The following is a 14,091-nucleotide window of genomic DNA, read 5'->3' on the forward strand; positions in this document are numbered from 1 at the left end:
GGGGGGTTAATATTTTTCTCAGCAATGCAGTGGCGCGTGACAATGCACAGTATTGCGGAGAAAACGGATGAACGATCAACACGAGCCTCCAAGGAGGCTGTGGGCAACCGCTCTCGCTTCCCGATCTACCTCGAGAACGTCGTCGACCGTCACGAGGTCCACCACCGGGACCTGTTCGAGCGTGCGCTCCACCACCTCCGGGATACCCATGAACCCGAGCCGGCCATCCAGGAAGGCGTGGACGGCGACTTCATCTGCTGCATTCAATACCGCCGGAGCCGAACGTCCGATCCGCCCGGCTGCGTATGCGAGATCGAGCGCCGGGAAGGACCGGCGATCCGGAGGGTCAAACGTGAGCGAGCGTCCCGAGAAGTCGAACGCCTCCAGCCCTCCCACAGCACGATCCGGGTAGGTGATGGCATATTGGATCGGCACCCGCATGTCGGGCTCCCCGACATGCGCCTTGAGCGAGCCGTCCACGAACTCAACGAGTGAATGCACGATGCTCTGCGGATGCACAACAACCTCGATCCGGTCATAGGGCATGTCGAAGAGGTAGTGGGCCTCGATTACCTCCAAACCTTTGTTGAACAGCGTCGCCGAATCGACCGTGATCCGCTTCCCCATCTTCCAAGTCGGATGGGCGAGGGCCTGTGCCGGCGTGACCTTTTCGAGGTCATCGATCGAATATCCACGGAACGGGCCCCCGGAGGCGGTGAGTACCAGCCGCCGCACTGCTGTGATCTGCTCGCCGACGAGGCACTGAAACAGAGCAGAATGCTCCGAGTCCACGGGCAACAAGCTCCCTCCACCGCGTTGGAGCGCCCGCAAGACAACGGGGCCACCGGCCACCAGGCTCTCCTTGTTGGCCAGCGCCAGACGGTTGCCTGCCTCGAGCGCGGCGATCGAGGCCCGCAACCCGGCGGCTCCAACAACGCCGTTGACAACCGTCACGCCCTGACGGGACGCCAATGCCTCAAGAGCCTCCGACCCGACTTCCAGCCGGTCTCCCAGCAAGCCTGACAGGCGCTCGCGCTCTTCTCCGGTCGGCGCGGTCGCCACAATCCGTGCGTCAGGCCAATCGCCGGCCAGTGCTGCCAGATCGTCGGACCCACGTCGGGCGGCAATGCCCTGGACGTCGATACCGAGACGGGAAGCCACATCGAGTGTTTGGCGCCCGATCGACCCGGTCGCGCCGAGGACGACGAGCGGTGGATTCACGCCAGAAGTCCGGCCAATCGAAAGAAGAAGTAGGCGACCGGAATAGTGAACAGGAACCCGTCCACCCGATCGAGGACTCCACCGTGACCGGGAAGGATCGCCCCCATGTCCTTGATGCCGAGGGAGCGCTTGATGAGCGACTCGGCGAGGTCCCCCACCGGGCCGAATACCGCGACGACAGCCGCCAGTCCCAACCCAGCTTTCCAGTCGAGTGGCTCAAACCACGGGATGAAGGTGAGAAGCACGGTCACCGCAGTCGCAAGCAGGATTCCTCCGAGCAGACCTTCAACCGTCTTATTCGGCGAGAGTTGAGGTGACAATCTGCGACGCCCCCAGCGCTTGCCTGCGAAGAACGAACCAATGTCCAGGATGCCGGTGGCGACTACGACTGCGATGATCAACGGCCGGTGATCTGCATGGCGGGCGATGGGCGCCGCGAACGAGAACATGACCGGGATCCACAGCACGCCGAGCATGGTGATCGCGGCATTTCCGAGTGGATTCTTGCGCACCAGCAGCGAGTACCACAGCAAGATGGCGACGGCGGTGCCGGCGGTGAACCCTGCGGCAGCAATCGGACCGGCCACCCACGCTCCCACCAGGGCTCCGACAGCACCGACGATCCCGAAGAGGGACAATGGGGCGAACCCAACCCGGCGCATCGCCGTGTAGAACTCGATGAGTCCGATGATCGAAAGCGCTCCCACCAGGAGCATCAACCAACCGCCACCTGCAAACAGCGAAGCGATGACGGCGACCGCCAGAACCAGACCGGTGATGACCCTGCTCGGAAGATCTGACGGAGTTTGATCCGGAAGGTCTGTTGGTTCGATCTCGCCGGTCACGTCCTCGAAACCGACCATTCCGGTCTCGAGGCCAGGCATGCTCGCCGATACGGCAGCAAGCTGATGGTCTTCGCGTTCTGCTTCGGAGATTGCCTCCGCCAGACCCTGGTATTCCCGGGTGGTGGCTGCGATGTAGTCCTCATGAGTGAAGTCGTCGAGGGCCGACGAGCCGTTGGTCAACGAATCCAGGTCGTCTCGCTCATCTGGCACTTCGTCCTCGTGCTGCATTCGATCCGTCGGGAAGGGGAGGACGTCGCCACCCTCATCGTCCCGATCGGTGTCATCAGAATCACTCAAACTTCGAGCAGCTCCTGCTCCTTGTGCTCCGTGAGTTCGTCGATCCGCCTGGTGTGCTGATCGGTGAGTTCCTGGAGTTCCTTCTCGCCCCGGCGAATGTCATCTTCCGACACCTCGCCCTCCAAAGCCTCGATGTCGTCTTTGGTGTGGCGTCGGATTTGACGGATGGCCACCCGGCCGTCCTCCGCCATGTGCTTCACCACCCGGATGAGATCCCTTCGGCGCTCTTCGGTCAGAGGGGGAAAGGCCAGCCTGATCACATTTCCGTCATTTGAAGGGTTCAACCCGAGATCGGAAGCTTGGATCGCCTTCTCGATGTTGTGGAGTGCGCTCTTGTCGAAGAGTTGCAGCACCAGCAATCGTGGCTCCGGAACGGAGAACGACGCGAGTTGCTGGAGCGGCGTCGGTGTTCCGTAGTAATCCACCATGACCTTGTGAAGTATGCCGGGGTTCGCACGTCCGGTCCGAACCGTGCCGAACTCGCCGAGCGTGTGCTCAACCGCCTGATCCATCCGCCGATCGGCGTCGGACAGCAATTCCCGGATCATTCAGCCTCCTCAGTGAACCAGCGTGCCGAAGCGTTCTCCCCGGACCGCCCTAACGATGTTCCCCGGTTTGGAAATGTTGAACACCGTGATTGGTAAATTGTGATCCTTACACATGGTAATCGCAGTCGAGTCCATCACCCGGAGATCTTCTGCGATGACCCGCAGATAGGTCACTTCATCGAGAAGCGCGGCGTCGGGATGTGTGCTCGGATCGGCGTCGTAGACTCCGTCGACGTTGGTCGCTTTCAGCACAACCTCAGCCCCGATCTCCACCGCCCGCAATGCGGCTGTCGTGTCGGTTGTGAAGAATGGGTTCCCGGTACCTGCCGCAAAGATGACGACCCGACCCTTCTCGAGGTGCCGGATAGCGCGCAACCGGATATAGGGCTCGCTGAGCTGGCGCATGCTGATCGCGCTCTGCACCCGGGTCGGCACGTCGATCTTTTCGAGTGCGTCTCGGAGCGCCAGAGCGTTGATGACGGTTGCCAGCATGCCCATGTAGTCGGCGCTGGCCGGGTCCATGCCTTCGGCGGCCTTGGACACGCCTCTGAAGATGTTCCCACCACCCACCACGACGGCCATTTCGACGCCGGTCGCGTGAGCTTCCGAGATCTCCGTGGCAACCCGGCGAACCGTGACCGGATCGATGCCGTATCCGATCACCGGGTCGGCGAAGGACTCACCCGACAACTTCAGAACCACTCGCCGCGGTGCTGCCTCCGTCATGTCACTCCTCTCCGATGGTCAGCCGCGCGAATCTACGAATCGAGATGTTCTCACCCATCCTGGCGGCCAACTGGGTGACCATCTCGCCGATCGTCCCCTCGAACTTTGTCGAATTCGCAAAGGTCTGATCCAAGAGTACGTGGTCCTTGTAGAAGGACTCGAGGCGGCCCTCAATGATCTTGGGAATGATGTGCTCCGGTTTGCCCTCGTTCAGAGCTTGCTTGGAGATCATCTCGGTTTCTTTGGCGATCATCTCTTCGGGAACCTCTTCCCGGGTCGTCCAGGACGGTTTGCCCCAGGCAACGTGCATTGCGATGTCTTTGGCCACGGCCACGAACTCAGGCGTCTTGGCGACGAAGTCCGTCTCGGATGTGAGTTCGACCAGAACGCCGCTGATGGGACGATCATCCTGCATGTGAAGGTAGGAACCGATGGCTCCTTCAGAGGCCTCGCGGTCTGCCCGCTTGGCCGCGGCGGCTAGCCCGCGCTCGCGTAGCAACTCGAAGGCACGGTCGAGTTCGCCTCCGGACTCGCTGAGAGCCTTCTTGGCGTCCATCATTCCCACTCCCGCCTGTTGCCGGAGCTGTTGTACGTCTTTGGCAGTGAAGTCGGCCACCTTTAGCCTTCTTCCGTCGCGGTCGCGACAACTGCATCCTCGAGGGCCGGCGTAACCACTTCCTCTGAGGCCGGCTCAATCTCTTTCTCAAACGCCGGCTCAACGTCGTGCATCGAATCCTTGCCGACGAGGTCACGTCCCTCCCGGCATGCATCCGCAATCACCGAAGCAAACAGGTCCGCGGAGCGTATCGCGTCATCGTTTCCGGGGATCACGACGTCGATGAGATCAGGATCACAATTCGTATCTACGAGGGCGACGATCGGGATACCCAACCTGCTCGCCTCTTTGACGGCAGTGGCCTCGGTGTTGACATCCACGATGAACACAACATCCGGCAGTCCATTCAGATTGCGGACTCCGCCGAGGTTGCGGACGAGCTTGTCGCGCTCGCGCCGCAGCCGCAGACGCTCTTTTTTGGGACGGGCATCCATTTCGCCCGTCTCGTCCATGCGCTCGAGTTCCTTCATGTAGGCGATCCGCTTCTGGATCGTCTGGAAGTTGGTGAGCATGCCGCCGAGCCAGCGGAAGTTGACGTACGGCATTTCCGCCCGGTCGGCGTTGTCGGCGACGGCTGATTGGGCTTGCTTCTTCGTTCCGACGAAGAGAACGGTTCCACCCGCTTGCACGATTCCGCGCACGAATTGGTGGGCATGCAGGGCTTGCTGGAGGGTCTGGCGTAAATCCACGATGTGGATCCCGTTGCGCTCGCCGTAGATGTACGGCTGCATCTTGGGGTTCCACCGTTGGGTCTGATGACCGAAGTGGACGCCGGCTTCCAGCAACTGCTTCATTGTCACTGCTGACACAGTTGCTCCTTTGTGGTTGTTCCTCCGCCCCGGCGATGACCGCTCCCGCGAAGCATCGGCTTCGACCGTGGGAGCTCACACGAGGCGTGCGTAGTTGGCGAAAGCGTACCAGGAGAGACCAGGCGATGAGCAATCGGCCCGGCAGCCGCCAACCTAAAACCCAAAACCTAGAACCTGATTAATCACCGATAGCTGGGCTCGGTCATCCGATTGCGCAGACTCATCACCGACTTCGTATGGATCTGACACACACGGGATTCAGTGACTCCGAGGACGTCTCCGATCTCGGAGAGGGTGAGCCCTTCGTAGTAGTAGAGGGTCACGACCAGGCGTTCCCGATCGGGCAGCCGGTTGATGGCGTCGGCCAGGACCCGTTTCATCTCTTCGATCTGGAACGCTGCTTCCGGGCTGGTGCCGCGCGGGTCCGGGAGCACATCGCCGACGGTGGATGAGTCCCGATCCCTGCCCAGCAACTCGTCGAGAGCAACCAGACCGAGAGTTGAGATCTCAGCGAGGTTGTCCTGCAACTCATTGAGAGGCATGTCCATGTGGGACGCCAGCTCTTCCTCGCTCGGCGTCCGCTTGAACCGGTGTTCGAGCTCGACGAGCGAACGTTCGATCTCGCGTGCTCTGGCGCGGACGGAACGCGGAACCCAATCGAGTTGCCGGAGCTCATCGAGAATGGCACCTCGGATTCGGTTGATGGCGTAGGTTTCGAACTTGAAGCCCCGTTCGAGGTCGAACTTGTCGATGGCATCGATCAACCCAAAGATGCCGTATGAGATGAGGTCGGACTGCTCAACGTTGCGTGGCAGACCCACACCGACACGACCGGCAACGAACTTCACGAGAGGCGAGTAATGGAGGATCAGCGCGTCTCTGACCTTGTCCTCACCCGACTCTTTGAAGCGTCGCCACAACCCCATTACGTGGTCGTCTGAGGATTGTTCAGGCTCGCGGATGGCTTCGTTCATATGTCGCCTTGAGGTGGTCCCTGGTTACCGAAGTGTAAATCTGGGTCGTTGACAGATCAATGTGCCCCAACAATTCCTGCACTGATCGTAGATCAGCGCCACCCTCTAAGAGGTGCGTTGCGAAAGAATGTCTAAATGCGTGAGGGAATGTGCCAGCCCGCCGGCGGACGATTCGTCTGATTCCCCGGGCATCGAGCGGGCCGCCGCGAGCACCGATCCACAGCGCCTCGCCGGCCCCATTACCCGCCAGCTGACCTCGCACGGATCTCAGGTAGTGGTCGACGGCGCGAACTGCAGGATCGCCGAGCGGCACAATACGCTGGCGGTCGCCTTTGCCGACGACTCGAATCATGTCACGCCCCTCGACGTCGTTCACGCGCAGTGAGGCCAGTTCGGCGACGCGGAGTCCGGAGGCATACAGCACCTCCAGAATGGCCTTATCCCGAATCTCGAGCGGATCATCACCATCGAGCGCGTCCAGCACGCCCAGCATCGCTCGTTGCGGAAGGGCCGATGGCAGCGTCCTGGGCAGCTTGAGTCGCGCCACTTGCTCGGCCGGATTGAACGGCAGCGCGCCCCGTCGGGTCAGGTCGGCGAAAAACGCTCGGACCGCTGAGGCTTTCCGGGCAATGGATCGCCGGGCATAACCGACGGTGTCCAGATAGGCGAGGTATCGCCTCACGATTCGACGATCGACCTCTGACGGGGCGGAGATGCCGGCGCGATCGCAGAAGGAGAAGAACTGCGTCAGATCGCGTCGATATGCATCAATCGTGTGCGGAGAGGCGCCGCGCTGACTCGCCTTCCTTTCGAGATAGGCGGCGACGTCGGCTGCTGCCCATCCGGGCATCGGGGGGATCTTTGCCACCACCCCATCCTCGCTGCGGGCAGCACCTGGGTCAACGACCTGCCCTCAGCCCGGTTCATCCACCGACCCGGGAACCCGGAACCACCAGGCCGTTGGTTCGATGGATCTCTCCGGCAGCTTCGAGGCGAGCCAGGTCGGCGAGGACGTCGGCTACCCGGCGGCCGGTCTGTTCGACGATCCAGTCGACCGTTCGGCCGATCGGTCCGATCAATGCAACGAGATCGCTGTACTTGCGGACCGTCGCGCCGGCCGGCGGCCCCAACACGAGCGAGACCGCGGCAACCAGGTCTTGAGCCCCCAGGACGGGTATGGCTCCGTCTCTGATGAGGAGATTGCACCCCTCAGAGGCTGGCCGGTCGACGTCCCCGGGCACGGCCAGCACCTCACGCCCATGCTCGATTGCCGACCTGGCCGTGATCAACGCTCCTCCGTCCCGACGCGCCTCGACAACAACCGTGACGGCGGAGAGCCCGGAGATGATGCGATTGCGGGGCGGGAACCGCCAACCAGATGGGGGCGTACCGGGCGGATACTCCGAGACCACTGCTCCGTTCGCCTCCAGGATGGATTCGCCGAGCCGACGGTGCATCGCCGGATACCATCGGTCGGGGCCACAACCGAGCACCGCCACCGTGACCCCTCCAGCCGCAATCGCTCCCCGGTGGGCTGCCCCATCGACGCCTTTAGCCAGGCCACTGACGACCGGCCAACCGGCCACTGCCAGTGCGTGACCGAACTGCTCCGCAAGACGCAGGCCGTAGGTGGTGGCCCTTCTGGTTCCAACAACAGCCACACCGCGATCGAAAGGAAGCCGTCCACGGAGAAATAGCGCATCTGGTGCGTCCGGAAGCGAAGCCAGGTGGTCGGGGAGGTCCTCCCGATAGGCGATCTGTATTCCGGCCGCCGCCAGTTCCTCACGCCGATCGCTTGCAGGCACTAGCGCGGCATGGCGGGCGTGATCGGGAACCTTCTCGGCGCCCTGTTCGATTCGCGATAGGACGCGTCGGGCCGACCCGTACTTCTCGAGTAGCAAATTCCGTCTGGTTGGGTGCATCCCCACAAAGGCCAGCCTGAGCCGCTCGTCGTTCATGTCCATTCCCCCCGATAGGAGAGCGCTTCTGCGACATGTGGTTCCGTGATTACCTCGGACCCGGCCAGATCAGCGACGGTGCGAGCCACCCTCCGAATTCGGTCGAACCCGCGCCCGGAGATCTCCTGAAGATCGAAAGCTCGCTCCAGCAGGTGTCGGGCACCGGACTCCCAAACCTGGACGTCCAATCGATCGCGCCGGAGAGCGCGATTCAGCGACCCTCGATCGACCTGGCGCCGTCGCGCCAGGGCTACCCGCTCCTTCACTGCTTCGCTCGACTCGCCGGGGGGTCCCAGCAATGACGGACGATCAATCCGGGGAACCGGAACCCGCAAATCGAAACGATCGATTATCGGCCCGGAGAGGCGGCGACGGTACCGATCCAGTTGCGAAACCGAACAGCGGCACGCAACCAGACGATCGCCCATGAAGCCGCAGGGACACGGGTTGGTAGCCCCCACAGTCTGGAGAGCGGCCGGGAACTGCACGGTGGCACCCTTGCGCGCAACAGTGACGCGCTGGTCTTCCAGCGGTTGCCGAAGCGCATCGAGGAGGTTGGCCGGAAACTCGCCCAACTCGTCGAGGAACAGCACACCGCGGTGGGCCAGGGACACTTCGCCGGGCACCGGGATTCCACTGCCACCCCCCACCATGGCCGCCACCGTCGCTGTGTGATGCGGTGACCGGAACGGCGGTCTGGTCCTGGATGGTCGTCCGCGACCGGACGCCGACCACACCTGCGCAACATCGAGCGCCTCACCATCGGTGAGATCCGGCAAGATCCCCGGCAATGCTCTCGCCAGCATCGTCTTACCCGACCCGGGCGGACCCCACATCAGAAGGTGGTGGCCACCCGCGGCCGCCACCTCCAGAGCCCGCTTCGCCAGCATCTGCCCCCGTATCTCCGCCATGTCGACTTCGGGGACCACGTCCTCTTCCGGCAAAGCCAACAACGGCCGATCCGGGAGTTCACCAAGCGCGGCGGATACGGCCTCCGCCAGCGAACCAACCCCGAAGACCCGGCGGCAGCCGCCCAGAGCTGCCTCTGCGGCCGACTCCGAAGCGACCACGCACGGAAGTCCCTTGTGCTTGGCCAGCAAACCCGCAGCCAGGCCTCCCCTGGCCGGTCGCACCCCACCGTCCAGCGCCAGTTCACCAAGCGCAACCACACGACCTACTCCCGACGGCACCTGTCCCGCCGCGGCCAGAACAGCCAGCGCAATCGGCAAGTCATACGCTGAACCTTCCTTGGGAAGATCAGCCGGAGCCAGGTTCACGGTCACCCGCCGGCCCGGTAGGGCATAGCCGGAAGATGCGAGCGCCGCTCGCACCCGATCGCGGGCTTCCCGGATTGCCGTATCGGGCAACCCGACAACGGTCAAGCACGGCTTGGATGCACTGATATGAACTTCGACCCTGACCGGTTGCGGGTCAACCCCAACCAGGGCAACGGAGGTAACTGAAGCGAACATACGAGCACCGTATGCCCGGGGAGGGACAGAAAGGGCCGCGGCTCTCTACATCACAATTCCGTCGATGCGCTCCATCACCTCGTCATCGAGACGGTCCATCACCTCGAGAGCGACCATGTTCTCGTGGACCTGCTCGGCGCGACTCGCGCCGGTTATCACGGTCGACACATGCGGGTTCTTCGCACACCAGGCGATCGACAGCTGAGCAAGGCTGCAACCGAGATCGTCGGCGACCGTCTTGAGATTCCGGACTTTCGTCAGATTCGCCTCGTCCGTTAGGAACTCGCGAAGCCACTCGTATCCCTCGAGTGACCCGCGACTGCCTTCGGGGATGCCGTCGAGGTACTTTCCGGTCAACAGTCCGGAGGCGAGCGGGCTCCAGATGGTGGTGCCGAGTCCGAGGTCGGCGTAGAGACGGGAATACTCTTTCTCGACCTTCTTGCGGTGTAACAGGTTGTACTGGGGTTGCTCCATCTGCGGTTTGTGCAAATGGTGGCGTTCGGCGATCTCCCAGGCGGCGCGAATCTCGTCCGCGTGCCATTCAGAGGTGCCCCAGTACAGGGCTTTTCCGGACGCGATGATGTCGTGCATTGCCCATACGGTCTCTTCAATTGGAGTGTTGGGATCGGCGCGATGGCAATAGACCAGGTCGACGAAATCAAGCCCGAGTCGTTCGAGCGAACCGTCGATCGCGTGCATGAGGTACTTGCGGTTGAGCGTGTTGCGGGTGTTCACACCGTCGGTGATTCCCCAATAGAACTTGGTGGAGAGGATGTAGGAGGATCGCTCCCAGCCGAGGTCCCGAATCGCCTGGCCCATGATCCGCTCCGACTCTCCTCCGGCGTAAACCTCAGCGTTGTCGAAGAAGTTGACACCCGAATCGAACGCGGCCTGCATGCAGGCTGTCGCCGTTTCCAATCCCAGTTGAGTGTGGAACGAGACCCAGGACCCAAACGACAGAACGCTGACCTTCAGTCCCGAGTTTCCGAGCCGGCGATATTCCATGACCTGCCTTCCATGAGGAGAAACCCTGAGACTAGAGCGGATGGACGGCGCGTTCACACAGTTCGGGCAGTCCAGGGATCGGGTTGAAGGTGAGGCCGTTGCGGCTGGAGCAGTCTCGAGTGCCAGCTCCGCCCGCATCGTTGGCAACCAACCGCGCCTCTTCGGTCGGCGTCTGCTTCGAACCGGTGCGCTTTCCATTCGCACCAGTCGACCCTGACGGTTTCCTTTCGATGCTTGCCTGGCACGGTCGAACCTCCGAATGACAACACTGTCATTCATCGGCGCCGCCGGAGCAGACTGAAGGGTGGTTTGCGTGCACTTCGATTGACTAGCCACAGTCGATTGAACCGTTCGAAGGTTGGCCGTGAATTACACTGATGTAAGTCAACGGATGAAGGACGGACTGTGGCGCTCACGCTCACCAGAGAACTCACGGGCATCGACGCGGTGGCAGAGGCGTGTCTCGACGTCTATCGCTCGACTGGAGAGGTGGCCGACCTGATGACCTGGAATCGTCTCTTCCTCGGTGAGTCGATCCACCAGACGCCGGGAACGCCCACCGTCATTGTCCGCTCCACCCGTACGATCGAATGCGTTCTGCCCCATCGGGCTGATCCGGCCGACTACCTACCCGGCTTTCTGCGAATGGTGGGTGAGGAGTGGACGGTCCGGCTCCTGGTGCACAGTTCGGAGATCGGAACGGCCCATCGCCGACTGCGCGGAACCCCGATCACGATTCAGCCGTGGTGGTACGACGGAGGGTTTGTGCACTTCGGGCGGCCAGAGATTCCCTGAGCAATGCCTCCGTCCCTCCACACTCAGACCGTCATCGCCTTCATCTGGGATTTCGACAGAACGCTGATCCCGGGCAATCAACAGGATTCTCTTTTCGCCGCGTTCGGCGTCGACGGCAGAAACTTCTGGCGAGAGGTCGAAGGCCTGGTCGACCACTATCAGTCGAAAGGCATCGGCATCGCCCGAGACACTGCCTACCTGAACCACATCCTCACCTATGTTGACGCCGGCATCTTCCAGGGCCTCAATCGAGCCAAACTCCACGAACTGGGTGCGGACATCGAGGTGTCGCCCGGCATACCGGAGTTCTTCGAAGCAACCAGAGCCTACGTAGCCGAAACCCCCGCCTTTGCCAGGGAAGGGATAACGGTCGAACACTATGTCGTGTCGACCGGGATCCGATCGATGATCGAGGGCTGTCCGATTGCAGGACACATCGACGGAATCTGGGCGAACGACTTCATCGAGGCCCCGGCACCGCCCGGTTACCTCGATCGCCTCGACATTCGCGATACGGAGAGCCAGATCACGCGCCTCGGATACACCCTCGACAACACCGGCAAGACGAAGGCGGTCTTCGAGGTGAACAAGGGGGTCAACAAAAACCCGCAGGTCGACGTGAACTCGCGGATGTCCGAGGAACAGCGCCGGGTTCCGTTCACCCACATGATCTACATAGCCGATGGACCAAGCGATGTTCCGGTGTTTTCGATCCTCAACCAGCACGGCGGCAAGACCCTCGGGGTCTACAACACCGAACCGGCCAACAACTTCCCACAAGTGAAGCGGCTCCAGGAGCAGGGACGAATCCAGGGGATGGCCAAAGCCGATTATCGCGAGGGCGAAGCGGCTTACCTATGGCTGATGGACAGCCTCGATCAAATCGCAAGTGAGATCGTCGAGGCGCGCCGGCGAGCGTTCGCCCAGATCCCCAGGGCCCCCGGCCACGTCGACGAGGACTGAACACGACTTGCCGCCCATCCGACCCCGGCCCGCCATAACCTGACGCTTCTCATCTGCCGTTGAACTCCGGCGGGCGCTTCTCGAGAAACGACGCGACTCCTTCGGTCACATCCTCCGTCTGGAAGCAGATCAGCTGACCTTGGTGCTCGGCCTCCAGCGCTTCCTCGAATGAGAGCTCGAAGGAGCGGTTCATCGTTCGCTTGGCGAACATCTGAGGGATCGGGGCGGAGGAGGCGAGCAATTCCGCGATTTCCCGGGCTCTGTCGACGAGGTCGCTCGGATCGACGACTTCCAGCACCAAGCCGATCTCCTTTGCCTCTCGTGCCCCGACGATACGACCGCTCAGCACTAGTTCCTTGGCTCTCTGGAGTCCGACCAGCCGGGGCAGCAGCCAGGTTCCCCCGAAGTCGACCGTCAATCCTCGCCGGACGAAGATCTCCGTGAATCTCGCTCGTGTGGAAGCCAGCACGATGTCACAGCCGAGTGCCAGGTTCATACCGGCCCCGGCCGCGATGCCGTCGACGGCGGCGATCGTGGGCTTGGTGAGCCGGTGGAGCCCCAGAGCGGCAGCTCCGACCTGCTTCATTCCATCGACCCGATCTGAGATCGACTCCGCCCGGTCTCCGCCGAGATCTGCGCCTGAGCAGAACTCATCTCCTGCCCCGGTCACAATCAGAACCCGCTGGTCGGACGCCTCGAAGGCTGCGAATTCGGATTCCAGCGCAGCCCACCCGGCGGCCGGGATGGCGTTCTTCCGTCCCGGTTGATTGAGGGTGAGCCAGCGGACCTGCCCGCGATCTGTGATCTCAATGAACATGCCCTGAGCCTATCCAGCCTCAGTATGTTCGCGCCGGCTTCGCCCGGAGATACCATGGGCGCGAGATGGGATTCAATCCGTTCCGCCAACAGCGCACCACCGCGTTTGATCTCGCCCTCGTGGCTATCGCCATCGCGGTCACCATCGCGTTGATCATCTGGGCAATCGTCGGATGAACGAGGCAGTCGTGCCGGTCCAGCCGCACGCGGCCAGAAAGCAGTACCTCTGCCCGGGGTGTGAGGGGACAATCGAGCCCGGCACGTTTCACGTCGTCATCGTCCCGCCGGAGGAACCGGACCTCCGCCGCCACTGGCATCGGGGGTGTTGGTTCAAGGAACGGCGGAGACGCTACGGCCGCACTTCCTAAGCGACGCATTTGAGCCAGCGCAACCGCACCCCGGACTCCATGAGCGAGATCGCGATCAGGTCGACGCGCGACGCGGGGGGATGCAGTTTGGAGGCCAACCGGCGCACAGTCCGCTCCTTGTCGGCGGTGAAGGCATCTTCGGCAGTCGGTGGTGCGAAGCCGACGGCGAGCACGGTCTTCACTTCAACAACCACCCGCCTGCCGCCGTCATCAGCGACGAGGTCGACCTCACCGCGCCCGACTCTCACGTTGCGGTCGATGATGGACAAACCGTGGCGCTCGAGGAACACGGCCGCGATCGACTCACCGAGGCGGCCAACGTCTCGCCAGTTCAGATCTGGACGCCGGGTTCGAGTTCCTCGATGTTGACGTCCCGGAATGTCATCACGCGCACGTTTTGTAAAAAGCGCGCCGGTCGATACATATCCCATACCCACGCATCCTCGAGTTCGATCTCGAAGTACACCGAACCATTCGACTCCTGCTTTGCGACACTGACCTGATTGGCGAGATAGAAGCGGCGCTCCGTCTCAACCACGAACTTGAACATCGAGAGGACGTCCCGATACTCCTTGTAGATCTGGAGTTCGGCTTCAGTTTCGTATCGTTCGAGATCTTCTTCGTGCATTCACAGACTCCTCTGTGTGGTGCCTGGGGACCACGATCATACAGATCCCC

Annotated in this window: 16 protein-coding genes; 2 read left to right on the forward strand and 14 right to left on the reverse strand. The window is 62.2% G+C overall.

Translation table 11 applies throughout. From position 1 onward, the window contains the following. Positions 1-75 precede the first annotated feature (75 nt). The 11 genes from dxr to P1T08_00970 form a co-directional block, all read right to left on the reverse strand. On the reverse strand, positions 76-1,221 hold the full coding sequence (gene dxr, locus P1T08_00920; protein MDF1594645.1) for a 1-deoxy-D-xylulose-5-phosphate reductoisomerase: 1,146 nt from the start codon (positions 1,219-1,221) through the stop codon (positions 76-78). Further along, positions 1,218-2,363 carry a phosphatidate cytidylyltransferase gene (locus tag P1T08_00925; protein MDF1594646.1) on the reverse strand — a complete coding sequence of 382 codons (1,146 nt, stop codon included), beginning with the start codon at positions 2,361-2,363 and terminating at the stop codon, positions 1,218-1,220. Before P1T08_00925 ends, dxr begins: the two co-directional genes overlap by 4 nt. Further along, entirely contained in the window at positions 2,360-2,911 is a 552-nt protein-coding gene (gene frr, locus P1T08_00930; GenBank protein MDF1594647.1) for a ribosome recycling factor, read from the reverse strand. The genes P1T08_00925 and frr overlap by 4 nt, the downstream gene beginning before the upstream one ends. A gap of 9 nt (positions 2,912-2,920) precedes the next feature. After that, positions 2,921-3,637 (reverse strand): UMP kinase, encoded by a 717-nt coding sequence (pyrH, locus tag P1T08_00935; GenBank protein ID MDF1594648.1) that lies wholly within the window; start codon positions 3,635-3,637, stop codon positions 2,921-2,923. Between the two features lies 1 nt (position 3,638). After that, positions 3,639-4,253, reverse strand: coding sequence for a translation elongation factor Ts (locus P1T08_00940; protein MDF1594649.1), 615 nt, complete (start codon positions 4,251-4,253; stop codon positions 3,639-3,641). A 2-nt stretch (positions 4,254-4,255) separates the two neighbouring features. Then, on the reverse strand, positions 4,256-5,062 hold the full coding sequence (gene rpsB / locus P1T08_00945; protein MDF1594650.1) for a 30S ribosomal protein S2: 807 nt from the start codon (positions 5,060-5,062) through the stop codon (positions 4,256-4,258). A gap of 182 nt (positions 5,063-5,244) precedes the next feature. Beyond that, complete coding sequence (gene whiG, locus P1T08_00950; GenBank protein MDF1594651.1) at positions 5,245-6,036, reverse strand: RNA polymerase sigma factor WhiG; 792 nt, start codon at positions 6,034-6,036, stop codon at positions 5,245-5,247. Further along, on the reverse strand, positions 6,011-6,904 hold the full coding sequence (locus P1T08_00955; GenBank protein ID MDF1594652.1) for a tyrosine-type recombinase/integrase: 894 nt from the start codon (positions 6,902-6,904) through the stop codon (positions 6,011-6,013). Before P1T08_00955 ends, whiG begins: the two co-directional genes overlap by 26 nt. 55 nt (positions 6,905-6,959) lie before the next feature. Next, positions 6,960-7,994 (reverse strand): DNA-processing protein DprA, encoded by a 1,035-nt coding sequence (gene dprA, locus P1T08_00960; protein ID MDF1594653.1) that lies wholly within the window; start codon positions 7,992-7,994, stop codon positions 6,960-6,962. Beyond that, a complete protein-coding gene (locus P1T08_00965; GenBank protein ID MDF1594654.1) occupies positions 7,991-9,466 on the reverse strand; it encodes a YifB family Mg chelatase-like AAA ATPase in 1,476 nt (491 codons plus the stop codon). Before P1T08_00965 ends, dprA begins: the two co-directional genes overlap by 4 nt. 45 nt (positions 9,467-9,511) lie before the next feature. Next, positions 9,512-10,471, reverse strand: coding sequence for an aldo/keto reductase (locus tag P1T08_00970; GenBank protein ID MDF1594655.1), 960 nt, complete (start codon positions 10,469-10,471; stop codon positions 9,512-9,514). A gap of 405 nt (positions 10,472-10,876) precedes the next feature. Between P1T08_00970 and P1T08_00975 the strand changes: the two genes are divergently transcribed. Then, a complete protein-coding gene (locus tag P1T08_00975; protein MDF1594656.1) occupies positions 10,877-11,266 on the forward strand; it encodes a hypothetical protein in 390 nt (129 codons plus the stop codon). Positions 11,267-11,269: 3 nt separating this feature from the next. Then, the gene (locus P1T08_00980) at positions 11,270-12,229 is read left to right on the forward strand and encodes an HAD family hydrolase (GenBank protein ID MDF1594657.1); all 960 of its coding nucleotides are present in this window, start codon (positions 11,270-11,272) and stop codon (positions 12,227-12,229) included. A gap of 49 nt (positions 12,230-12,278) precedes the next feature. Here the strand turns inward: P1T08_00980 and P1T08_00985 are convergent, their stop codons facing one another. The 3 genes from P1T08_00985 to P1T08_00995 all read right to left on the reverse strand — a co-directional run bounded on the left by P1T08_00985 (position 12,279) and on the right by P1T08_00995 (position 14,041). After that, positions 12,279-13,046 (reverse strand): enoyl-CoA hydratase/isomerase family protein, encoded by a 768-nt coding sequence (locus tag P1T08_00985; protein MDF1594658.1) that lies wholly within the window; start codon positions 13,044-13,046, stop codon positions 12,279-12,281. A gap of 363 nt (positions 13,047-13,409) precedes the next feature. Further along, a complete protein-coding gene (locus tag P1T08_00990; protein MDF1594659.1) occupies positions 13,410-13,703 on the reverse strand; it encodes a YraN family protein in 294 nt (97 codons plus the stop codon). Between the two features lie 41 nt (positions 13,704-13,744). Next, a complete protein-coding gene (locus tag P1T08_00995) occupies positions 13,745-14,041 on the reverse strand; it encodes a DUF2469 family protein (protein MDF1594660.1) in 297 nt (98 codons plus the stop codon). Positions 14,042-14,091 lie beyond the last annotated feature (50 nt).

The organism is Acidimicrobiia bacterium, from assembly GCA_029210695.1.
Classification (GTDB): Bacteria; Actinomycetota; Acidimicrobiia; order Spongiisociales; family JAHEDJ01; genus JAHEDJ01.